Origin of the sequence: Burkholderia sp. 28_3 (genome assembly GCF_003253915.1) — a bacterium.
Lineage (GTDB): Bacteria > Pseudomonadota > Gammaproteobacteria > Burkholderiales > Burkholderiaceae > Burkholderia > Burkholderia cenocepacia.
In genome coordinates this window covers 12,363-32,449 of the sequence record NZ_QKZF01000026.1, presented here as the reverse complement: position 1 = coordinate 32,449, position 20,087 = coordinate 12,363, and the positions used below count along the sequence as shown (strand labels likewise).

26 protein-coding genes are annotated in these 20,087 nt (G+C 64.5%); all 26 read left to right on the top strand.

The window, feature by feature from the left end; all coding sequences use genetic code 11:
- Positions 1–90 precede the first annotated feature (90 nt).
- The 26 genes from DFS13_RS34090 to DFS13_RS33960 all read left to right on the top strand — a co-directional run bounded on the left by DFS13_RS34090 (position 91) and on the right by DFS13_RS33960 (position 20,068).
- Positions 91–648, top strand: coding sequence for a hypothetical protein (locus tag DFS13_RS34090; RefSeq protein WP_009459715.1), 558 nt, complete (start codon positions 91–93; stop codon positions 646–648).
- 331 nt (positions 649–979) lie between these two features.
- Entirely contained in the window at positions 980–1,192 is a 213-nt protein-coding gene (locus DFS13_RS34085; protein ID WP_003290186.1) for a hypothetical protein, read from the top strand.
- 21 nt (positions 1,193–1,213) lie between these two features.
- Positions 1,214–1,606: a hypothetical protein gene (locus tag DFS13_RS34080; protein WP_009459709.1), complete on the top strand. Its 393-nt coding sequence runs from the start codon at positions 1,214–1,216 to the stop codon at positions 1,604–1,606.
- Between the two features lie 173 nt (positions 1,607–1,779).
- Positions 1,780–2,466, top strand: a complete 687-nt coding sequence (locus DFS13_RS34075; protein WP_009459708.1) for a hypothetical protein — start codon at positions 1,780–1,782, stop codon at positions 2,464–2,466.
- 80 nt (positions 2,467–2,546) lie between these two features.
- Complete coding sequence (locus DFS13_RS34070; protein ID WP_009459707.1) at positions 2,547–3,284, top strand: hypothetical protein; 738 nt, start codon at positions 2,547–2,549, stop codon at positions 3,282–3,284.
- Positions 3,285–3,381: 97 nt separating this feature from the next.
- Complete coding sequence (locus DFS13_RS34065) at positions 3,382–3,660, top strand: hypothetical protein (protein WP_009459701.1); 279 nt, start codon at positions 3,382–3,384, stop codon at positions 3,658–3,660.
- Positions 3,661–3,948: 288 nt separating this feature from the next.
- Entirely contained in the window at positions 3,949–4,761 is an 813-nt protein-coding gene (locus DFS13_RS34060) for a hypothetical protein (protein ID WP_019726335.1), read from the top strand.
- Between the two features lie 124 nt (positions 4,762–4,885).
- Positions 4,886–5,239 carry a DUF3085 domain-containing protein gene (locus DFS13_RS34055; RefSeq protein WP_009459699.1) on the top strand — a complete coding sequence of 118 codons (354 nt, stop codon included), beginning with the start codon at positions 4,886–4,888 and terminating at the stop codon, positions 5,237–5,239.
- A 368-nt stretch (positions 5,240–5,607) separates the two neighbouring features.
- Positions 5,608–6,525 (top strand): DUF3577 domain-containing protein, encoded by a 918-nt coding sequence (locus DFS13_RS34045; RefSeq protein ID WP_009459698.1) that lies wholly within the window; start codon positions 5,608–5,610, stop codon positions 6,523–6,525.
- Between the two features lie 57 nt (positions 6,526–6,582).
- A complete protein-coding gene (locus DFS13_RS34040; RefSeq protein ID WP_009459697.1) occupies positions 6,583–7,272 on the top strand; it encodes a DUF3275 family protein in 690 nt (229 codons plus the stop codon).
- 94 nt (positions 7,273–7,366) lie between these two features.
- Positions 7,367–7,690 carry a hypothetical protein gene (locus tag DFS13_RS34035; protein ID WP_009459695.1) on the top strand — a complete coding sequence of 108 codons (324 nt, stop codon included), beginning with the start codon at positions 7,367–7,369 and terminating at the stop codon, positions 7,688–7,690.
- Positions 7,691–7,792: 102 nt separating this feature from the next.
- Positions 7,793–8,200 carry a hypothetical protein gene (locus DFS13_RS34030; RefSeq protein WP_009459693.1) on the top strand — a complete coding sequence of 136 codons (408 nt, stop codon included), beginning with the start codon at positions 7,793–7,795 and terminating at the stop codon, positions 8,198–8,200.
- 16 nt (positions 8,201–8,216) lie between these two features.
- The gene (locus tag DFS13_RS34025; RefSeq protein ID WP_009459691.1) at positions 8,217–8,477 is read left to right on the top strand and encodes a hypothetical protein; all 261 of its coding nucleotides are present in this window, start codon (positions 8,217–8,219) and stop codon (positions 8,475–8,477) included.
- A gap of 76 nt (positions 8,478–8,553) precedes the next feature.
- Complete coding sequence (locus tag DFS13_RS34020; RefSeq protein ID WP_019726336.1) at positions 8,554–9,201, top strand: hypothetical protein; 648 nt, start codon at positions 8,554–8,556, stop codon at positions 9,199–9,201.
- A gap of 25 nt (positions 9,202–9,226) precedes the next feature.
- A complete protein-coding gene (locus DFS13_RS34015; protein WP_219805742.1) occupies positions 9,227–10,375 on the top strand; it encodes a DUF6094 domain-containing protein in 1,149 nt (382 codons plus the stop codon).
- A gap of 51 nt (positions 10,376–10,426) precedes the next feature.
- Positions 10,427–10,747: a hypothetical protein gene (locus DFS13_RS34010; protein ID WP_009459687.1), complete on the top strand. Its 321-nt coding sequence runs from the start codon at positions 10,427–10,429 to the stop codon at positions 10,745–10,747.
- A gap of 90 nt (positions 10,748–10,837) precedes the next feature.
- The gene (locus DFS13_RS34005; RefSeq protein WP_009459685.1) at positions 10,838–11,143 is read left to right on the top strand and encodes a hypothetical protein; all 306 of its coding nucleotides are present in this window, start codon (positions 10,838–10,840) and stop codon (positions 11,141–11,143) included.
- A 135-nt stretch (positions 11,144–11,278) separates the two neighbouring features.
- Positions 11,279–13,558: a helicase-related protein gene (locus DFS13_RS34000; RefSeq protein ID WP_019726337.1), complete on the top strand. Its 2,280-nt coding sequence runs from the start codon at positions 11,279–11,281 to the stop codon at positions 13,556–13,558.
- A 115-nt stretch (positions 13,559–13,673) separates the two neighbouring features.
- Positions 13,674–13,880, top strand: coding sequence for a hypothetical protein (locus DFS13_RS33995; protein WP_009459683.1), 207 nt, complete (start codon positions 13,674–13,676; stop codon positions 13,878–13,880).
- Between the two features lie 147 nt (positions 13,881–14,027).
- A complete protein-coding gene (locus tag DFS13_RS33990) occupies positions 14,028–14,627 on the top strand; it encodes a PilL N-terminal domain-containing protein (RefSeq protein WP_009459682.1) in 600 nt (199 codons plus the stop codon).
- A complete protein-coding gene (locus DFS13_RS33985; protein ID WP_009459681.1) occupies positions 14,624–15,265 on the top strand; it encodes a hypothetical protein in 642 nt (213 codons plus the stop codon). Before DFS13_RS33990 ends, DFS13_RS33985 begins: the two co-directional genes overlap by 4 nt.
- A 14-nt stretch (positions 15,266–15,279) precedes the next feature.
- A complete protein-coding gene (locus tag DFS13_RS33980; protein WP_009459680.1) occupies positions 15,280–16,005 on the top strand; it encodes a TIGR03759 family integrating conjugative element protein in 726 nt (241 codons plus the stop codon).
- Positions 15,987–16,592, top strand: coding sequence for a transglycosylase SLT domain-containing protein (locus DFS13_RS33975; protein ID WP_009459679.1), 606 nt, complete (start codon positions 15,987–15,989; stop codon positions 16,590–16,592). The genes DFS13_RS33980 and DFS13_RS33975 overlap by 19 nt, the downstream gene beginning before the upstream one ends.
- A complete protein-coding gene (locus tag DFS13_RS33970) occupies positions 16,589–17,128 on the top strand; it encodes an integrating conjugative element protein (protein WP_009459678.1) in 540 nt (179 codons plus the stop codon). Before DFS13_RS33975 ends, DFS13_RS33970 begins: the two co-directional genes overlap by 4 nt.
- A 4-nt stretch (positions 17,129–17,132) precedes the next feature.
- A complete protein-coding gene (gene traD / locus DFS13_RS33965) occupies positions 17,133–19,322 on the top strand; it encodes a type IV conjugative transfer system coupling protein TraD (RefSeq protein ID WP_009459677.1) in 2,190 nt (729 codons plus the stop codon).
- Entirely contained in the window at positions 19,319–20,068 is a 750-nt protein-coding gene (locus DFS13_RS33960) for a TIGR03747 family integrating conjugative element membrane protein (protein ID WP_009459676.1), read from the top strand. The genes traD and DFS13_RS33960 overlap by 4 nt, the downstream gene beginning before the upstream one ends.
- Positions 20,069–20,087: the final 19 nt, after the last annotated feature.

The window sequence follows — 20,087 nt, the reverse complement described above, 5'->3', positions numbered from 1 at the left end:
GGGCATCGATGCCTCCTTTCTCCAACCCACGGGATGGTCGCCACGTCCCGTTAGGGGCATGTCGCCACCCGGTCGATTTCAGGATCTCCCATGGAAACCATCACCAAGCAAGACCGCATCACGCTGAAGAACCTCAAGGTGGCCGACTTCGCCAGCGAGGAAACGCTGTGCTTCACCGCGACCATCGTGTTCGACGGCATTCCCATCGCCGAGGCCCGCAACGACGGCCACGGCGGCTCGACGTTCCTCCACGCACTCAACGGCAAGGCGGCGCTGCTGGCGCAGGCCGAAGCCTTCGCCAAGGGCCTGCCGCCTGCGCCGCTCGACCTGGGCCACGAGGGTGAAGACCCTCATTACATCGCCATGACGCTCGACTTCCTGGTCGATGAGCTGGCCGATGCCATGCACGCGGAACGCAAGGTGCGAGCCGCGTTCAACCGCGACATCGGCAACAAGGTGCTGTTCATCAAGGACCGCAAACTGCTGTTCATCAAGGGCATCAAGCTCAAGGCCATCGCCGACCGCAAGTCGTACTTCGCTTCGCTGCGCGCCCGGCAGGCCCAGCCCATCGTCATCCTCGCCGAGCTGCCGCCCGAGCAGGCATTCGACCTGTGGAAGCAGCATGTCCTGGGCGACAAGCCCGACTGACCCAGCACCACCGCACCCTCCTGACAGCCCCGCACTCGACGCGGGGCTTTTCTTTTCTCTGAGCCCATCAATCGGGGCTGTGCCGGATGCGGTTTTCCAACTGACGCAGCACGGCCCTCGCAAGAAGCTGCCCGCATGTTCGCTGATTCGTCAGCACATGCCAGCAGCCAGGGTTCCAGGCTGCCGCGGGTCTCTCCCGCGTCACCCACCAGTCCGCATCGCATCAATTCTGCGGATGAGCGTCCCCGTGACGCTGATGCTTTTTATCAACCGCGTGCGGGAGCTGCCATCCCGTGAGGGACAAGGCCCCGCTTTTCCAAGGAGCCCGTCCATGTCCCAGCAAGCCTCTTTCGGCCAGTTGGCCCTGACCTACTGCGGCAAGTTCCTGCCGCTCGAAGTCTTGCAAAGCGCCGCCGGCCACTACATCGGCACGCGCGATACCGAAGGTCCCGTTTCGCGGGAATCCCGCGAGTACTTCCGCAGCTATGCCGCGGCTCAACGCGCCCTCGAAAGAGGCGGCTGGTCCCAGCTCGCCATTCCCTGATCCAACTGGAGAAATCACATCATGAACCAGCTACTGCCGCGGGAAGTCGTCGATCAGATCATGCGGGAAGAGCAGCATTTCGCTGCCGCGCCCCAAGCCTTCTTCGAGGCCTGGAAGCGCGGTGTCGAGATTGCTGGTCCCGAGTGGTTCGGCGACGGCACCCGTGAAGGCCTGAACCGGGCCAACACCAAGTGGGATTTGCGTCCCGACATGCTGCGGCTCAACGATGCCCTCGGCGTCCTGAGCAGCGGCGAACGCATGTTCCTGTCCGCCATGGTCAGCTTCTACAACGCGCGCGAGGGCGGTGCCATGCTCAAGCGCTGCCACTTCCACGGGCTGTCGGACTTCGACGGTCTCGATCTGGAACGCCGCAAGGTCATCGCCGACCTGCTGGTGAACTACAGCGGTTGGTGAGTCGGTCTCCGGCACGCCACTGTCTTCTCGATCCTCCCGTGAGGGACATGCGCTCATAAGGCCATGTCCCTCAATTTTTCTTCCCCATCGCCCGGCGCCAACGGCCCTGGGCTATTCCCTGCGGATGCCATCGTCCGCAGGGGCTGGCTCCGCTCTTCTCGAAAGGAGCCAGCATGGCAAACAACTACTACGAAGGCACGGGCGTTCTCGTGCTCGACCGCGTTACTCCCGTCATCAAGGCACTGTTCGATGCCTTCGCGCTCGACGAAAACCATCCCGGCAATGGGCAGGCCTACATCGCCCAGATCGCCGAGACCAATGATCCACGCTGGACAGATGTGCTGGACGGTCTGGAAAACCTGGCCACACAACTCGGAATCCCCATGCCCGACGACGAAGAGTTGTCGATTCCGCCTCTGCTTGAACGGCTGGCCGCGCACTTCGGTGCTGACCAGGACGGGGAGCTGGAGAACCTGATAGAGCACCACCACTTCGAGGACAGCGCGGACCTGGAAGCCCTGCTTCTGATCGCTACCCGCTTCGATGATGGCCATAACCTGACCGCCATACAGTTTGAGGGCTGCTGGTATTGCAGCAAGCCAAGGCTATTCGAGTTCGGCGGCAACGGCTGCTACCTGAGCCGCGAGGTCCAGGTCTTCAGAACGTCCTCGCAGGCGCTTCAACTCGGCGATCAACTGCGCAACACCATCCTGGCCGCCGACATCGAAGAGGCCTCAGCGTTGATCGCGCTGGAGGCCGCCAACCTGCTTGCCGGCATCACCGATGAGCAATTTCGCCTAAATGTGCGCCATCGCATCGCCGAACGGCTGGCTCAGACGTCAACGATCAGCGCCGACTGACGCATTTTCCACTTTCAACCCACCGGGTCCAATTCCCGGTGGCGGGGATTGGCTCCATTATTCAAATCTGGAGAGTTCCCATGTCCCTGAAACCCAATCCCTTTCTCCGCGGATACTGGAATCTGAAAATCGTCCGCACGCTGTGCATCAGCTACGAGGATGGAAGCCCGCATGTCTGGCGAATCATCCACCCGAGCCAAAAGCACCTTTCCGACGAGGAAATGATTTCATCCTCGTGCATCGTCACCAGCGATTTCGCCGTAGTCAGGAATGGTCCCGAACCCGTGAGTGCCGAGGTACTGGCCGAATGCGATGCCGGAGAAGGTGTCAGCGGCGAAGGCGTAATCGGCGCCGTGGTCTATGCCATCCATGGCGATGACTTCGACGGCCGCCCCATCCACGTCGGCGACGCCTATTCGGCAGAGGCAGCGCGGGAGGTCGTACAGCGCCTGAGTTTCGAGACCGGCTATTACAGCCGGTGCTGGGAAATCAGCAGCGCGCACATAAGCGAGGAAACCAGCCAATACCTCGCCAACCTGGCAGACCTCGCCACGCCGGAGGCCTTCCTGTTCATCGCGTTCCGGGTTCCGTACAGCCCGGCGATCGGCATCAAGCTGATCTCCACCCCCTGGACGGACAAGAACCTGGACCACGCCGAGGGCATCAGTGCGGAGCAGCTTCGCCAGGAGCACCGAAGCAAGGGTATGCCGGATGACCTGGCGAACGTCATTGAACTGGCTGGCCAGGCCGATGTGCGCATCCTGATTCTCGACGCCGACGCACCCGTGCTGTTGGGCCTGCCGTTGGCCGAATCCTAGCAGCCGCTCGACGCAACATCCTTCCTCTTTGTTCTCCCCCATACCGGCCCGTCTCCCTCCCGGAACCGGGCTGATCCATTTTCATAGGAGCAACCTCATGTTCCCCGACCTCATCTCGCGCACGCCAGACTTCGAGCACCAGCTCGGCGCCTGCGTCAATGCCATGGGCCAGGACGACGCCATCGGCCAGATCCTGGTATTCGAGCGCATGAGCGGCACGCTGCACATGCGCCATATCGCCAGCGCCGACCTGGTGGACACCGACATTGACGACTACGAAATGGTCGTCTTCGACGGTGGCAACACCAGCGGCGATACATGGAAGCATGTCTTCTTCCCACGTCAGCGCGAGCACTACTTCGTGTACGAAGCCTGACCCAACCAAGCCCCTTTCGAGGGGCTTTTTCTTGTCCGCAGCGCAGGAAAGCGGGTGCGACGCTGTGCGATTTCTTGCGGGCAGGCCGCCCATTCCAGAGCCATCCTTGCTCCATGTTCGTCGGCGTTGCCGACACATGCCCTGGCAGCCGAGACCTTCAAGGCTGCAAGTGCGGGAAACCGTGCTGGTCGTTTCTTCCTATGGACGTACCCCGTCCGTTCACGCCACCCACAAGGGACCTCTCCCTTGCGGGCGGGGAATCCCTTGTTCTTCCTCAAGGAGATTCCCATGGACCGTTCCCTCATCAAATCCATGATGCCTTCGCTTGTCGCGGGCCATATGCCTCGCAACGTGCGTTCGTTCAAATACCGCGTATTCGATGATCAGCCGCAGTCCTCGACGTTGGGCTTCGCCATCGACCCTCAGCCCTTCAACGGCAAGGTGGTCTCCGCGACCGACGATGCCATCGTCGTCAAGCTCAAGCCTTCCGAGTTCGCCGTGCTCGATCCCAACCTGGTGACCACCGTTCCCAGCGAGGGCGCCAAGGTCCATGTCCAACCCTACGCCCGGCGACGTTTCGACGGGCTGCGCGCGGACACCCCGGAAGTCGTCACCGAGAAGACTTCGGATGGCACGCCTTACACCATCACGAGGCATATCCTTGGCAAAGCACCCGCCAAGCTGCCAATTCCCGAGCCGCAGTGCATGGAGCTGGGCCAACTCATCGAGCAGTTGGAGGAGATGCCCGCGCCCGACGGGTTCCGGTGCATCACCCACATGCTGGTCGATGCAGGTGCCCGCGACTTCGCCTGGGTCGATCCCAAGCCCTCCAAGATCATCGAGACCCCGCCGGCGATCAGCTTCACGGTCTCAACCACCAAGTTCGAGGGTCAGGTGACGATCCTCTACGACCGTGGCGGCGACACCTACGTGGTGGAGCTGCACCGCGACGGTGAGTTGATCGATAGGCACGACGAGGTGTATTTCGACATGCTCGGTGAAGTGCTGGAGCGGCTCATCGACGACGGGCGCTGGCGCCTGATCGGCGTGAGCGTGATCGACGCCAAAGCCTCTCGTCAACGTCAGGCGGTTCCAGCCTGACGCGCCAGACAGGAAGCCTAGCGGCACGACTGATCAGTCCACAGCCTACCGGCGACTGCCCCACAAGCCTTCCATCCGTTTCGGTGGAGGGCTTTTTTCTTCATCCATACAGGAGATTTCAACCATGTCACTGCGATTCAGAGGCTCCGACCTGCGCCCCGTGCTTGCCGAGGCCATCGCCAACCAATGCCGCGTCGCCCTGGCCAAGGACCAGGGCGTGTACTTCCTCGCCGAGCGCGGAGAGCGCCGCCCCGATGGCCGCGTGAAGCTGCTGGCCTATGCCGTCGGCTGCAACCCGGATACCGACCCGTTCGATGACTGGTGGGAACTGGCACGCGCCGAGCTTGGCGGCGACGATTTCGGCGAGTTCTTCGACCCGAAAGACAGCGTTTTCACTCGCATTCTGCAAAGCTCAGATGATCTGGAGCTGTCCGCCACCGCTACGTATCTGTCACTGGCGGCGGTGGAATCGGCGTAGTCCAAAAATGTCCGCATACCCCTTGAAGCCCCCATTTCGGGGGCTTTCTTTTGGGCGGAACTGGGCAGCCTGGAAAAAATGGGAAGCGCCCGGATGCCGATTGATTGCTGTCGCGCGCGCGAGGCCCGGCCATGCTGACCCCATGCCTGCTGACGTTGTCAGCGACATGCCAGGCAACCATCGGTCTTCGAGGTTGCGTCGCAGTTCCCACTGCGTGACCGAGCCAGCTCGCACCGCATCCATCCGCGAGCGGCCACCAGTCTCTGGTGGCGGATGCTTTCGCCTTATCGACCCACCGCGGGGTTACGCACCTTTCCCCGCATGCGTGGGGCTGGTGTGTCTCCGCTTCTTCCCTATGGAGATTCACCATGAACACCACGTCCAACGAGAAATCGTATTTCGACCTCCACACCTCGGGCATCGGCTACATCCAGCGTGTCCGTGAAGTGCCTGTCCGGGGCGGCCGCCGTGCGCAGCCTTTCCTGGCATGCACCGTTGCCGCGCTGGTCGGCCCCGCCAGGGACCCCAGCTACCGCTACTTCGACGTCAAGGTCTCGGGTGCCGAGGCCAAGAACCTCGTCCAGCGCTACATCGGCGTTGACGATCCCAAGCAGCGCCCGCTGGTGCGCTTCCGCCTCGGCGACCTGTGGGGCGATGCGTACATCCGCGACAAGGGCGAGCGCAAGGGTGAAGCCGCCGCGTCCCTCAAGGCGCGACTGCTCAAGGCCGAGCCGCTTGACCGGGCCGAACTGGCTTCCATCAAGCAGCACGAGCTGATCACCCGCGGCATCGGCTACCTCAGCCGTCCGAAGGACGTCACCCCCAAGGATGGCGATCCGTTCCTGTCGTGCTGCGTCGCGGCTCTGGCCGGGCCTGTCGGTGAACCGGACTATCGGTACTTCGACACCATCGTCGCCACCCCTGAAGCCGAGCACCTGGTTCGCCGGTGCGTGCAGGCCATCGAAGGGGACCGCAAGGTGCTGATCGCCTTCAAGTTGAACGACATGAAGATCGATCCGTACATCCGCACCAAGGGTGAGCGCGCCGGGGAGCCGGGAGCGAGCCTGGAATCGACGCTGATCCACATCGGTCTGATCAAGATCGACGGCACCCAGGTCTATCCGACGAGCCAGGCGCAAGCCGAGGCGCCGCAGGCCGAGGACGCACCCGCGCCCGAAGCCGAGGATGCCGCCGACACCGCTGCCGACCAGCCTATCGAGTCCGCCGAGCGCGAGCCCGCAGGTGAAGTCGAAGAGCAGGAGCCGGCATTGGCTGCTTCGTTCTGATCCGGCATGGCCCCTCACGGGGCCTTGCCTTTTTCCTATTCCTCAAGGAGAAGCATCATGGCAGTCACATCGGCACCCGAGAAATCGGCCACGCCCATCATCGTCCCGGGCCAGCTCGCGCTGCGCACCATTCACGGCCGCAACGGAAAGTTCAACGTTGGCAAGCTCGAATGCCAACTCGGCAAGTTCACGATTAAAGACGCGGAGTTGGAGCAATACCCCGAGGGCAAGTACCAAGGGGAATTCGTTCTTCGCTACATCTTCCTCAAAGGCTATCCGATCAGCGACGGCAGCATGCGTTTCGAGATGCGCGCCAACCTGGACGGTATGACACTTTTCGGCATCGACAAGCTGAGCAAGGCCGAAGCACATAGCTTTGCTCCGCAGGAAGTCGATCCGCTCGATGAAGAGCAAGGGACACAGCCTGCGACAACGCCGGCCAAGCCCGCCAAGGCATCCAGGTCCGCCAAACCTGCACCCGTGCAGACGTCCGCGGACCCGCTGGTCGATACCACGCCCTTCGGCGTGGACGCGCCGCCTGCTGCGGCTGCTGCCCCCGGCAGCACCGAGGATGGCGACGCCGCGCTGTTCGGCCTGTTGTGGCCGCTGGGCGAGTCTGTGAAGCTGGATTCGACCATCGACCGCCGCACCCTGCGCGCGCAGATCGCCCGCCTGGGCGAACTGGGCTACGCGCTGGACTTCAAGACGCAGGAGTGGAGCCGCCAGGCCGAACTGCAACCTGCGTGATTGCAGACACCGCATCCGCGGTGTTCTTCATCCACCCGCCGGGGTTCCTTCCCCATGCGGGGGTGGCCTCGGCTTTCTTCTGGAGGTCTCCATCATGTCCATCATCACTTGCGATACACCCCGTTCCGCGCTGGACGAAACCGCGTGGCGCGCCGTTTGCAAGACGGCCGCCGAGCATGCCCAACGTGGTTGCGGCCTGTCCTGGGATCACTGGGTCACGCTTTTCAGCTCGGAGATCGACGCGCAAGCCAGTCGATTGCCGGAAAGCCAGCGCGTTCATGCGCTGGAAATCGCGACCCAGGAATGGGACTACGCAACACCCGCCGAACGGCAGGAAACCCAGGACTGGCTCGCTGAAAACGGCTGCTGTTCGCATGGGATCACGCTGGGTTGCTGCCCGGCCGGTTGCGGTTCCTAGCCCGCACTGCATTCCATCGCCGCACACGCGGCATTCCATCACCCGCTGGGGGTTCTTCCCCACGGGGAGGCCTCTGGCTCTACATTCTTCAGGAGGCCTCTCATGGGCTGGTATTTCTCTCCCCAATCGCGGTCTGAACTGATCGCGGAACTGATCGCACCGCAGGAGACCGAGCGCGCCAGCGTGAAGGTCATCGCCCACACGCTGCGCGGCAACGTCCTCTGGTCCGTCGCGGAAGTGACGGCCAGGGCCGAAGGCGTGCATCGTGATCTCGCACCGGGCCAGTCCCTGCGCTACATCCGCTGCGATCTTCTGGAGCGCAGCGGCAGCCAATGGGGCTACAAGCCCTTGGACGAGTCCATGCACCCGTACTACTACTCGTGCCCGTTGAGCTACCTCGACATGACGCCGGAGCAGTCCGCCGACTGGCGTGCAGGCGTTCGCGCCTACCACGCGCGGCGGCGCACCCCCACGGCATCCACGGCACCCGCCGCGGCGCTGTTGGCCTGAGTCAGGAGGAACCGACATGGACCCGATCCTGGCTGCGCTCCCCGCCTCACTGTTGAAACTCGTTGAAGGCAGTTTGTCCAACGACGAAGTGTCTTCCGACGAGGAAATGCAGGAGTACTTCATCAGCAACGGCCTTACCGAGGAACAGGCGCGGCAGGCGCTGACCTACCGCGACCAGTACCTCAACAACATCTACCTGGACGGCTTCACGCCGATCACCGCGGTGGACGAGGCGCTTCACTTCAACCCGCACACCCGGCAGTTCGAGCCGGACTGAGCGATTTTCTTCCACCCCCTGGGGCAGTACTTGCCCCGGCGGGCGGTGCTGTTCCCGTTCATCCGAGGACACCACCATGCCCGCAAACACTTCTTCCACGCTGTACCGCATCGACGAATGCCCGGACGTGATGGCCGACGCCTGCGTCGGCGATGACCAGGGCAACCTGATCTTCCTGTCCATCTGGGCGCGCGACACCGCCGTCCAGCAGTTCCTCGCTCGCCTGACCCTCGGGCGCGACGAGCAAGGACTGGACCAGTTCCACGTCATCACCGACCAGGGCGGCAGCGTCCCGGTGTTCGTCGGCAACGTCGATCGCCTGGAAAAGCGCATGACCCGCGCCTACCGGCGAACGCTGTTCGGTTCGCTGTCCAACGTGTGGCTGTTCGACCGGCGTTGCGTGAAGCCCGACAAGGCCAACGCCAGCGCGCTGGCATTGCTGCCACGCGACAGCTCCCACCGGCTTGACCGCCTGTGGATGCTGGTGCGGGACACCTGCCCGTTGCCGCTGCTCGACCACTGGCGCGAGACCGTGCTGGAACTGCTGCAAACCCGCGAGATGCTGGCCCGCCTTCCGTTCGCCCTCGGGCCGTTGGAAGGCCATCGGCTCGCCATCGACGTGCCGGCGCTGACCCTGGCGCTGGGTTCCCTGATCCGAAGTGACGTACTCACCGCCTATCCGTATCCGGCCAAGATTTGGACGCCGGAAGCGGTAGCGGCTTGACCCACCTGCGGAGGCACGCCTTGGCGTGCTTCCGCCATTCCTCCCCGCCAACCAGGAGACTTCCATGGCCCTCATGTTCCCGCGGCTTGCCCGCAATTTCGCCAAGAACGGTTACTACCCGACCGACGAACCCACGCTCGAAAGAGCCCTCAACGCACTGATGCCCAGCGACGGGCCGATGTGCATCCTCGATCCCTGCGCCGGCGAAGGCGTGGCGATCGCCGAAGCCGCCCATGCCCTCGGGCGCGAGCAGGCCAAGGCGTTCGCCGTCGAGTTCGACCCGGAGCGGGCACGTCATGCCCGCGGCCTGGTCGATCACTGCCTGCACGCGGACCTGATGGACACGATGGTCTCCAAGCAATCCTTCGGGTTGCTCTGGCTCAACCCGCCGTATGGCGACCTGTCCAAGGACGTCAACGGCAACATCGGCTACCAAGGCCAGGGCCGTGCCCGCCTCGAAAAGCTGTTCTATCAGCGTTCGCTGTCGCTGTTGCAGTACGGCGGCGTGCTGGTCTTCATCGTCCCCGGCTACGTGCTCGACGCGGAGTTGGTCGGTTGGCTGACACGCCACTACACGGACCTGCGCATCTACCGAGCGGTGGAAACGCAATTCAAGCAGGTGGTGATCTTCGGCCGAAGGGTGCGACAGCGTGAACAGGCTCCCGATGGCGTCAAGGCCGTGCGCAATCTGCTGCTGCAGGTTGGGCTTGGCGAAGTCGAAGCCGAGGAGCTGCCGAGCGATTGGCCGTTCCTGCCGTACATCGTCCCCGCCAGTCCGGCCGAGCCGGAGCATTTCTTCCGCGTGACGATGGAGCCCGAGCAGTTCGCCGACGAGGTTGGCAGGCTGCAAGGCCTCTGGCCGTCGCTGGACACGCACCTGGGGGCCGCGCAGCAGTCGCTGCGTCCACCGGCGCGGGCTTTGTCCCACTGGCATCTCGCCCTGGCTCTGGCCGCGGGCGCGATCTCGGGGGTTGTGCGCTCCAAGACCGGGCGCGTGCTCGTCGTCAAAGGTGACACCCACAAGGACAAGACGCTCCAGCGTGAATTCACCGAACGCGAAGACGGCTCGATCGCCGAGACCCGCATCCTCACCGACAAGTTTGTGCCCGTCATCCGCGCGTGGGACATGACGCCTGGCTCCGCGACACGGGGCGAGGTGTTGACCATCCGCTGACTCACCGGACGCGCTGCCGTCCTGCTATTCCCACATCGAAGGAGAAACACCATGTTCGCAAACCCGTTCAAGCGGCCCGCGCCGCAGAAGCAACCGTTGTTCGCACCGGGTACGCTGAAGTTGAGCGAGAAGGTGCATTGGTTGGCACGCAAAGGCCTGATCGACCCCTTGGCCTATGTCCAGCGCCACGTGCGCGGTGACTGGGGCGAGATCGACGAGGCCACCCGCCAAGCCAACAACGTCGCAATCCAACAGGACAACCTAATGATCTCGCAGTTCAGGATCACGCCGGACCTGGCACTGATCGTCAAGACCAGCGAGGACCATGAAACCACGGTGGTCCAGCTATCCGAGGAGCAAGATCTGATTTGACGGCCCCACATCGTCATTCTCATCCACCTGACGGAGCCACTTCACTCCGCCAGGGGTGTCGTGGCTCAATAACCTTTCAAGGAGGAGCCCATGGCATCACATCGCATCGAAACCTACTGCCAGAGGCTGGCGTTCCCCATCGGGGCGCTTATCTTCAGCAAAGGCATTGACCGCCTGGTCCGCTCGGGTCGCCTCGACCCGATCCCGTACTTCAGGCGCCACACCCGTGGTGACTGGGGCGACGTCAACGTCCAGCAATGGCAGGCCAACAGCACCGCGCTTCAATCAGGTGCTTCGCTGGCATCGCACTACGTGATCCACCCGGGGCTGGCCATTCGCATCGTTACCGACGCGGAGCGCCGCGCCACCGTCATCGTTCTGCCGTCCGAGGACTGAGCACGGTTCACCCGCTGGCCATCCAGGCCAGCACCTTCAACCACCTTCGGCCACGCGCCGATTTACTTCCCACCACGGGGCATGCCACTGCCCCACTGGGGGTGGTGCATGCCCCATTTTCTTTGGAGCATCACCATGTCCCTCGATCTCGAAACCAATGCCGCTGAAGCCGCGCCCGTACAGGGCGAACTGCTCGATGCGGAATCTTCCCCTCTGACCCTGAGCCTTCAGGATTTCGTCGGCGAGTTCGGCGACGAACTGCTCGACGCCCTCAACAGCGCTAATCCGCCGGTCTATACCGGCCAACCGCAGGCACATCGCCAGCTCATCGTCGCCAGCCTCAAGCGCAAGCTGTTCCAGGCCCAGGCCGAAGTCGTCCATGCCGCCGCCGAGCTGCTGATTGACCGTGGCGAACATGCCGCGATCGTCAATGGCGAAATGGGCTGCGGCAAGACGACCGTCGGCATCGCCACGGCCGCCGTGCTCAACGCCGAAGGCTACCGCCGCACCTTGGTTCTTTCGCCGCCGCACCTTGTTTACAAGTGGCGGCGCGAGATCCAGGAGACGGTAGCAGGCGCCAAGGTGTGGGTGCTCAACGGCCCCGATACCTTGGTCAAGCTCATCAAGCTACGCGAGCAGTTGGGCGTGCAGCCCACGGGCCAGGAGTTCTTTGTCCTGGGGCGCGTCAGGATGCGGATGGGGTTCCACTGGAAGCCTGTCTTCACTCAGCGGCGTACCCGCCACGGCAACGTGGCAGCGTGCCCGGACTGCGGCACGGTCATCACCGATCTCGACGGCGAGCCGGTCAACCCGGTCGAACTCGAAGCCGAGGAATCCCGCAGGAAGTGCAGCCACTGCGCCGCCCCCCTGTGGACGCTGATCCGCCCGAGAAGCCTGTCCGGCAGCGATCAGTCCTCGGCCGTCCTCAAAGCCTTGAAGCGCATCCCGACCATCGGGGAAGTCACCGCGCAGAAGCTGATGCAGAAGTTCGGCGACGGCTTCCTGGCCTCGATGCTCGGCGACAACATCCATGAGTTCATCAACCTCATGGACGGCAACGGCGAACTGGTGTTCTCCGACCGTCAGGCCACGCGCATGGAACGCGCGATGGCCAACATGGAGTTCGGGTTTGGCGAGGGCGGCTATCAGCCGTCCGAGTTCATCAAGAGATACCTGCCGCAAGGCACGTTCGACCTGCTCATCGCCGACGAGGCACACGAGTACAAGAACGGCGGCAGTGCCCAGGGCCAAGCCATGGGCGTGCTGGCGGCGAAGGCTCGCAAAACCTTGCTGCTGACCGGCACGTTGATGGGCGGCTACGGGGACGACCTGTTCTACCTGCTGTTCCGAGCCCTTCCCGGGCGGATGATCGAAGACGGCTACCGCCCGACCACGAGCGGCAGCATGACCTCGGCCGCGATGGCGTTCATGCGCGATCACGGGGTCTTGAAGGACATCTACTCCGAGAGCGCCGGCACGGCGCACAAGACGGCCAAGGGCACCAAGGTATCGGTGCGCACGGTCAAAGCCCCGGGCTTCGGCCCCAAGGGCGTCTTGCGCTGCATCCTGCCGTTCACGATCTTCCTCAAGCTCAAGGACATCGGCGGCAACGTCCTGCCGCCGTATGACGAAGAGTTCCGCGAAGTCGCGATGGACACGGCGCAAGCCGCGGCCTACCGCGATCTGGCGGGCCGGCTGACCGCGGAGCTGAAACAGGCTCTGGCGCGACGCGATACGACTCTGCTGGGTGTGGTCCTCAACGTGCTGCTGGCCTGGCCGGATTGCTGCTTCCGGTCGGAAACCGTGGTGCATCCGCGCACGCGCAACACCTTGGCGTTCGTCCCGGCTCAGTTCAACGAGTTCGAGATCAGCCCCAAGGAGCGTGAGCTGATCGATATCTGCAAACAGGAGAAGGCGCAGGGCCGCAAGGTCCTCGCCTACACGGTCTATACCGGCACGCGCGACACCACGTCGCGCCTGAAGGTACTGCTGGAGCAGGAAGGTTTCAAGGTGGCGGTGCTGCGCGCGAGCGTGGATGCAAGCCGCCGCGAGGACTGGATTGCCGAGCAACTGGATCGTGGCATCGACGTGCTCATCACCAACCCCGAGTTGGTCAAGACGGGATTGGACCTGTTGGATTTCCCGACAATCGTGTTCATGCAGTCGGGCTACAACGTGTACTCGCTCCAGCAGGCGGCCCGCCGCTCCTGGCGCATCGGGCAGAAGCACCCCGTGCGCGTGATCTATCTCGGCTACGCCGGTTCCTCGCAGATGACATGCCTCGAACTGATGGCCAAGAAGATCATGGTCTCGCAGTCCACCTCGGGCGATGTACCCGAATCGGGGCTGGATGTCCTGAACCAGGATGGTGATTCCGTCGAGGTCGCACTGGCCCGGCAACTGGTCGCCGCCTGATTCCCACGCCACAAGCCGGCCTAGCGCCGCCGGCATTTCTGTTGTTCCCACCTTGCAGCCACGCCCACGTTCTCCGTGGACGTGGCTGCGCTTTTTTCATCCCAAGGAGATTTCCATGAATACCAACACCCAACCGTCCGAAGCCATCGACACCCAACGGAAGCTGGAAGCCGAGATTGCGGATTTCCTGCGGCAGCGCATCGAAGATGGGAACCTCGATGCGGAGGACATCCCTGTGCGCCTGGCACGCTATGGTCTGATGGCCCCCGAGGCGTTCCTCGCCGAAATGCGTGAGCGCATGGGCATCGACGACGAGAAATAAGAGACCCATTTTCACAGGCCCCAACTTGGGGCCTTTCTTTGGTGAAGGCGCTGCCGGCAAATCGGGCGCTGTCTGGTTCGCATTGTTTGCTGCCGCTCGTAGCCCGAGCGGCGATGGTGAGGGCTCGATGTTTCAGGACGCCGAGCTATGTGCCCCTCTCCACCCTGGTTTCACCATCCCGAACGCCGCCTGCTGGCGGGATTTTTCGGCCTGCTTTGGTCGGTGCTGGCCGGTGGCTGCGCGACGACGACTGCGCCGGTCGCGCCCGACACCATCGAGGAAGTCTCGGCCGCGCCCGAACCCGAAGCGCCCGAGTACATCCCGGTCGTGCGCTACGCCCGCTACACGCTGGTCGAACTGGCCCCTACAGCGGCGCAGCGCGACCTGCTGTTGCAGACCATCGACGTGTCGATGCCCGAGGATGCCCGCGCCACGGTCGGCGATGGGCTGCGGCATGTGCTCAAGCGCAGCGGCTACAGCCTGTGCCAAACGGCGCATGCCGTGATCGAGCTGTATGAGCTGCCGCTCCCGGCGGCGCACCTGCATCTCGGTCCCATGACCTTGCGCGATGCGCTGCTCACCCTGGCTGGTCCGGCCTGGGAACTGCACGCGGATGACCGCGCACGACAGATTTGCTTCGAGCGGCCCGGCGACAGCGTGGCCGCCGAACCCATGCCCGAACCGACCGCCGCCGATGCGGTGCAGACCTTCCCGCTGATGCCTTCCACTCCAGGAGGCCAGCCGTGAACGCTCCGCAATCTTCGCGTCGCCCGACCGCCGCCGTGGTGGTGCAAAGCATGCTCTGGCTCTGGCTGCTCGGTCTAAGCGTCATCGTGGCCCTCGGCTACCAGGCGATGAGCGACCAGGCCGACCAGGAACGGCTCGATTCCCGTCTGCAACGCCTCGAAGCGCAGGCGGTGGCCCTGGCCGAGGCCATCGAGACCATCCAGCAGCGTCCGGCCGTCGCAACGGCGGCGGACCTCAAAGACACCCGCCAAATCCTGGAAGCACGCGCTTCCCAGGTTGAGAAAACACTGAGCGGCTACGCAGCCGCCGACGACCTTCAGGCGCTGCGCGCGGAGATCGAGCAGATCAAGACGCGCCAGACCGCCGCGCGTGCAGCAGCCCCCGTCCAGCCGCGCACATCGAGCAAGCCCGCCGCCAAGTCTGAACCGCCGCCATTGCCGTTCCGCATCGTCGGCGCCGAACTGCGCGCCGGCCAGCGCAGCGTGTCCGTCGCGCCGAGCAGTGGGGACTTCACGCCCGACCAGCTTCAGGTGCTGCTGCCCGGTGATGCGGTCGGCCCATGGCGCTTGCAGGCAATCGATGGCAGCGCCGCGGTGTTCCAAGCCGGCGACCAGACCCGTCGCGTGGCGATTCCCTGATCGGAGCACACCACATGAAGCCGTCGATCATCCTTTCCGCACTCCTACTGGCTTCAGTCCAGTGGCCCGCGTGGGCGCAGCAGTCAGCCACGGCTCCCGCTCGCAATGCGCAGAGCCAGGAGCGCCCGCTGGCCGCCCGCGTCCTGGACGACCGAGTAGCAAGCAACTGGGGCCTCCAACCCCAGGAATGGGTGCGTTACCGCGAGCTGATGGATGGGCCGCTGGGAATCTACTCGCCCAACCTGGACCCGCTGTCTGCCCTAGGCATCGAGGCACGGACCGACGAAGAACGGCGGCGCTATGCAGAGCTGCAGGTGCAAATCGAAGCACGCCGCGTCGAGAAGTTGCTCGCCTACCAACGCGCCTACGACGAAGCCTGGCAGCGCCTGAACCCCGGCATGCAGCGCGTGAACCTGCCCGACGACGGGCCGGGCGCCGGCACCGCGCGCGGCAGCGGCCGAATGGCGGTGTTCGTCAAGGACGGCTGCGCGGCCTGTGGGCAGCTCGTGCAGCGCCTGCAATCCTCGGGTGCCGAGTTCGACCTGTATATGGTGGGCAGCCGCCAGGACGATGCACGCATCCGCGACTGGGCCAAGCGCGCGCAGATCGACCCGGCGCGCGTGCGCAGCGGCAGCATTACCCTCAACCACGACGGCGGCCGCTGGCTGTCGCTGGGCCTGCCCGGTGACTTGCCCGCGGCTGTGCGCGAGGTGAACGGCCAATGGCAGCGTCAGCCGTAGCGGCCACCTCCGTCTCGCAGCTCCTGCGCGCACTGGTGCTTGCTACCGGCCTGTGCGCCTGCGCCGTCCATGCCCAGGAGGTTCCACCACCGGCCTACCAACTCGCCGCACAGCGGGCGGGCATCCCCTCGACCGTGCTCTTCGCCGTGGCCTTGCAGGAGAGCGGTGTTCGGCGCAACGGGCGCATCGTCCCGTGGCCGTGGTCCCTCAATGTCGCCGGCCAGTCGCGCCGCTTCGCCACGCGCGCCGACGCCTGCTCGGGCTTGCAACAGGCAATGCGCGCCACGCCCCACACGCGCATCGATGCAGGCCTGGGCCAGATCAACCTCGGTTACCACAAGCACCGCTTCACCAGCGCGTGCGACCTGCTGGACCCCTATCGCAACCTCGCCATCGCCGCTGAGATCCTGAAGGAGCAGCACACGTCCGGCGAAGACTGGCTGTTGGCGATCGGCCGCTACCACCGTCCTGCGGGCGGCGAGCCCGCCGCCCGCTACCGGCGCAGCGTGTCGCGCCATCTCGCGCGTGTGCAGGGCGCACGCCCAAACGCCGCGGTGCTCGCCACGCGCCAGGAGACTTCCCCATGACGAAATCCCATCTGGCCCTGCGGGGCCTGCTTGTGCTGCTGGCGGGTCTGCCGCTGGCATCGCGTGCCGGCGATCCGCTGATCGTGGTCGAAGATCGCGGTGGCACGTCGGCGCTGCCGTACTACGAGGCCCTCAACCTCCAGCCGCGCGCCGATGTCCCGGCCCGGCCGCCCATTCCGACGCCACAGGTTCCCGCCACACCCGCGGACGAGGCAGCGATGCTGCCGGTGCGCAGCACCAAACTCACGCCTGGCACCGTCGCTCGGCGCGTGATCGAAGCGCCCGGCCTGCGGCCGTTCGTGGTCATCGGCGACGACGACGCCTCCCGGGCCTGGTTGCAGCGCCGCGGCGTTGCTTTGCGCGAACGCGGCGCGGTCGGCCTAGTGGTCAATGTCGAGACCGCGCAGGGCCTGGCAGGGCTGCGTGCCCTGGTGCCGGGCGTGCCGCTCGCGCCCGTAGCCGGAGACGACCTGGCCGATCGCCTAGGCCTGCGGCATTACCCGGCGCTGATCACGGCCACCGGCATCGAGCAATGAAGCCATGTCGGGGAAACAGCCGGTCGAGGTTCTGCTACGCCCAGCGGTGGAGCTATACACCGTCGCAGCGTGTGCAGGCGCCGCGTTTCTGTCCCTGGTGGCCCCGTGGTCGCTCGCGCTGAGTCCGGCCATGGGCGTCGGCAGCGCCCTGGCGTTCGGCGCCTACGGCGCGATCCGCTACCGCGACGCTCGCGTCATCCTGCGTTATAGGCGCAACATCCGCCGCCTGCCGCGTTACGTGATGACGAGCAAGGATGTGCCCGTCAGCCAGCAGCGGCTTTTCATCGGGCGCGGATTCCTGTGGGAGCAGAAGCACACCCATAGGCTCATGCAGACATACCGGCCGGAGTTTCGCCGCTACGCGGAGCCGACACCGGCCTATCGCCTGGCGCGTCGGCTGGAGGAACGGCTGGAGTTTGCGCCGTTCCCGCTGTCCCGGCTCTCCGCTCTCACGGGCTGGGACGTTCCGTTCAACCCTGTGCGCCCGCTGCCACCTGTAGGTGGCCTGCCGCGGCTGCATGGCATCGAACCCGACGAGGTGGACGTCAGCCTGCCGCTGGGTGAGCGCGTCGGACATTCGCTGGTGCTGGGCACGACGCGCGTGGGCAAGACGCGGCTGGCCGAGCTGTTTGTGACTCAGGACATCCGTCGCAAGAACGCTGCCGGCGAGCACGAGGTCGTGATCGTTATCGATCCCAAGGGCGACGCGGATCTCCTGAAGCGGATGTACGTCGAAGCCCAGCGCGCAGGCCGTGAAGGCGAGTTCTACATCTTCCACCTCGGTTGGCCGGAAATCAGCGCCCGCTACAACGCGGTAGGACGCTTCGGTCGCATCTCGGAAGTCGCCACCCGTATCGCAGGGCAACTCTCCGGTGAAGGCAACAGCGCGGCCTTCCGGGAGTTCGCGTGGCGCTTCGTCAACATCATTGCCCGCGCTTTGGTGGAACTGGGGCAGCGCCCGGACTACATGCTGATCCAGCGGCACGTCATCAACATCGACGCACTGTTTATCGAGTACGCCCAGCACTACTTCGCCAAGACCGAGCCCAAGGCCTGGGAGGTGATCGTCCAGATCGAGGCCAAGCTCAACGAGAAGAACATCCCGCGCAACATGATCGGGCGCGAGAAGCGCGTGGTCGCGCTGGAGCAGTACCTTTCCCAGGCGCGCAACTACGACCCGGTGCTCGACGGCTTGCGCTCGGCAGTTCGGTACGACAAGACCTACTTCGACAAGATCGTCGCATCGTTGCTGCCGCTGCTGGAAAAGCTCACCAGCGGCAAGATCGCCCAGCTCCTGGCCCCGAATTACTCCGACCTGACCGACCCGCGCCCGATCTTCGATTGGATGCAAGTCATCAGGAAGCGCGCCATCGTCTATGTGGGACTGGACGCGCTGTCCGACGCCGAGGTTGCCGCAGCGGTCGGCAACTCCATGTTCTCCGACCTGGTTTCGGTCGCGGGCCATATCTACAAGCACGGGATCGACGATGGCCTGCCGGGCGCATCCGCTGGCACGCGCGTGCCGATCAATGTCCATGCGGACGAATTCAATGAACTCATGGGTGACGAATTCGTGCCCCTGATCAACAAGGGCGGCGGTGCCGGGCTACAGGTCACGGCGTACACACAGACCCTCTCGGATATCGAGGCCCGCATCGGCAACCGCGCGAAAGCTGGCCAGGTGATCGGCAACTTCAACAACCTGTTCATGCTGCGCGTGCGCGAGACGGCCACCGCCGAACTGCTGACGCGGCAGTTGCCGAAGGTCGAGGTCTATACCACCACCATCGTCTCCGGGGCGACCGATAGCTCGGACATCCGTGGCGCGACGGATTTCACGTCGAACACCCAGGACCGCATCAGCATGTCCAGCGTGCCGATGATCGAGCCATCGCACGTAGTCGGCCTGCCAAAAGGCCAGTGCTTCGCGCTGCTGCAAGGCGGCCAGCTTTGGAAGGTTCGCATGCCGCTGCCGACACCAGACCCGGATGAAGTGATGCCGGCGGATCTGCAGCAACTGGCCGGATACATGCGCCAGAGCTACAGCGAGGCCACGCAGTGGTGGGATTTCACCAGCTCCCCTGCCTTGCAGGATGCGGCCTTGCCCGATGACCTGCTGGACGATGCTGCTCCAGCCGAGCCTGCTGCGGTGGCCACCGACACCGACCACAGTACCGACGAGGCCGCGCCATGAAGGACGCCGCCTCGACCGCGCAGCGGGAGCAGAACCAGCGCCAGGGTCTGATCGTCGGCACCATCACCTTGCCATTTCGCCTGCTCGGGGTATTGATTGGCTCGCTGCTGTTCTCGATCGTGGTGGAGTGCGTCGGCATGCACCTGTTCTGGAAGGATCAGGGCTGGCGCCATTCCCAGCAGATGTTGCAGTACGAGCTTGGGCACCTGTCCAGCCACTTCACGCGCAGCGTGGTCGTGCAGGAGCCAGGGCGCACGGCGCACGAGTTGGTGGATACAGGCTACGAATGGGTGTTCGTTCGCTCGGGGCTGCTGGCGCGCATGAGCCAGACCGCCGAGCGCGTCCGCGCGCCCAGCCACGAGCAGGCGCGCAACTTCCGCTACTACATCAGCCAAGTCTATGTCTGGGCCGAGAGCTACCTCATCGCCGCAGCCTTCACGACGCTGACCTTCCTAGTGCGCCTGCTGGTCCTGGTGCTCACGCTGCCACTGATCTTCACGGCCGCCTTCGTCGGTCTGATTGACGGTCTGGTGCGACGCGACGTGCGCAGGTTCGGCGCGGGCCGCGAATCCGGGTTCATCTACCACCGTGCAAAAGCCAGCCTCATGCCGCTGGCCGTGCTGCCGTGGATCACGTACCTGGCGCTGCCGATCTCGGTGCATCCATTGCTGATCCTGTTGCCGAGCGCCGCCTTGCTGGGACTGGCCGTGAGCCTGACTGCGGGCAGCTTCAAGAAGTACCTCTAGCAGATCAATCCGGTCATCT

Excerpts from the sequence above, each read along its gene's own strand:
- DFS13_RS34055 (WP_009459699.1), top strand. The coding sequence starts at position 4,886 with ATGTCACTGCGATTCAGAGGCTCCGACCTGCGCCCCGTGCTTGCCGAG.
- DFS13_RS34090 (WP_009459715.1), top strand. The coding sequence starts at position 91 with ATGGAAACCATCACCAAGCAAGACCGCATCACGCTGAAGAACCTCAAG.
- DFS13_RS34045 (WP_009459698.1), top strand. The coding sequence starts at position 5,608 with ATGAACACCACGTCCAACGAGAAATCGTATTTCGACCTCCACACCTCG.
- DFS13_RS33970 (WP_009459678.1), top strand. The coding sequence starts at position 16,589 with ATGACGAAATCCCATCTGGCCCTGCGGGGCCTGCTTGTGCTGCTGGCG.
- DFS13_RS34075 (WP_009459708.1), top strand. The coding sequence starts at position 1,780 with ATGGCAAACAACTACTACGAAGGCACGGGCGTTCTCGTGCTCGACCGC.
- DFS13_RS34005 (WP_009459685.1), top strand. The coding sequence starts at position 10,838 with ATGGCATCACATCGCATCGAAACCTACTGCCAGAGGCTGGCGTTCCCC.
- DFS13_RS34000 (WP_019726337.1), top strand. The coding sequence starts at position 11,279 with ATGTCCCTCGATCTCGAAACCAATGCCGCTGAAGCCGCGCCCGTACAG.
- DFS13_RS33990 (WP_009459682.1), top strand. The coding sequence starts at position 14,028 with ATGTGCCCCTCTCCACCCTGGTTTCACCATCCCGAACGCCGCCTGCTG.
- DFS13_RS33975 (WP_009459679.1), top strand. The coding sequence starts at position 15,987 with ATGGCAGCGTCAGCCGTAGCGGCCACCTCCGTCTCGCAGCTCCTGCGC.
- DFS13_RS34020 (WP_019726336.1), top strand. The coding sequence starts at position 8,554 with ATGCCCGCAAACACTTCTTCCACGCTGTACCGCATCGACGAATGCCCG.
- DFS13_RS34040 (WP_009459697.1), top strand. The coding sequence starts at position 6,583 with ATGGCAGTCACATCGGCACCCGAGAAATCGGCCACGCCCATCATCGTC.
- DFS13_RS34030 (WP_009459693.1), top strand. The coding sequence starts at position 7,793 with ATGGGCTGGTATTTCTCTCCCCAATCGCGGTCTGAACTGATCGCGGAA.
- DFS13_RS34035 (WP_009459695.1), top strand. The coding sequence starts at position 7,367 with ATGTCCATCATCACTTGCGATACACCCCGTTCCGCGCTGGACGAAACC.
- DFS13_RS34085 (WP_003290186.1), top strand. The coding sequence starts at position 980 with ATGTCCCAGCAAGCCTCTTTCGGCCAGTTGGCCCTGACCTACTGCGGC.
- DFS13_RS33980 (WP_009459680.1), top strand. The coding sequence starts at position 15,280 with ATGAAGCCGTCGATCATCCTTTCCGCACTCCTACTGGCTTCAGTCCAG.
- DFS13_RS34065 (WP_009459701.1), top strand. The coding sequence starts at position 3,382 with ATGTTCCCCGACCTCATCTCGCGCACGCCAGACTTCGAGCACCAGCTC.
- DFS13_RS34025 (WP_009459691.1), top strand. The coding sequence starts at position 8,217 with ATGGACCCGATCCTGGCTGCGCTCCCCGCCTCACTGTTGAAACTCGTT.
- DFS13_RS34070 (WP_009459707.1), top strand. The coding sequence starts at position 2,547 with ATGTCCCTGAAACCCAATCCCTTTCTCCGCGGATACTGGAATCTGAAA.
- DFS13_RS33960 (WP_009459676.1), top strand. The coding sequence starts at position 19,319 with ATGAAGGACGCCGCCTCGACCGCGCAGCGGGAGCAGAACCAGCGCCAG.
- DFS13_RS33995 (WP_009459683.1), top strand. The coding sequence starts at position 13,674 with ATGAATACCAACACCCAACCGTCCGAAGCCATCGACACCCAACGGAAG.
- DFS13_RS34010 (WP_009459687.1), top strand. The coding sequence starts at position 10,427 with ATGTTCGCAAACCCGTTCAAGCGGCCCGCGCCGCAGAAGCAACCGTTG.
- DFS13_RS34060 (WP_019726335.1), top strand. The coding sequence starts at position 3,949 with ATGGACCGTTCCCTCATCAAATCCATGATGCCTTCGCTTGTCGCGGGC.
- DFS13_RS34080 (WP_009459709.1), top strand. The coding sequence starts at position 1,214 with ATGAACCAGCTACTGCCGCGGGAAGTCGTCGATCAGATCATGCGGGAA.
- traD (WP_009459677.1), top strand. The coding sequence starts at position 17,133 with ATGTCGGGGAAACAGCCGGTCGAGGTTCTGCTACGCCCAGCGGTGGAG.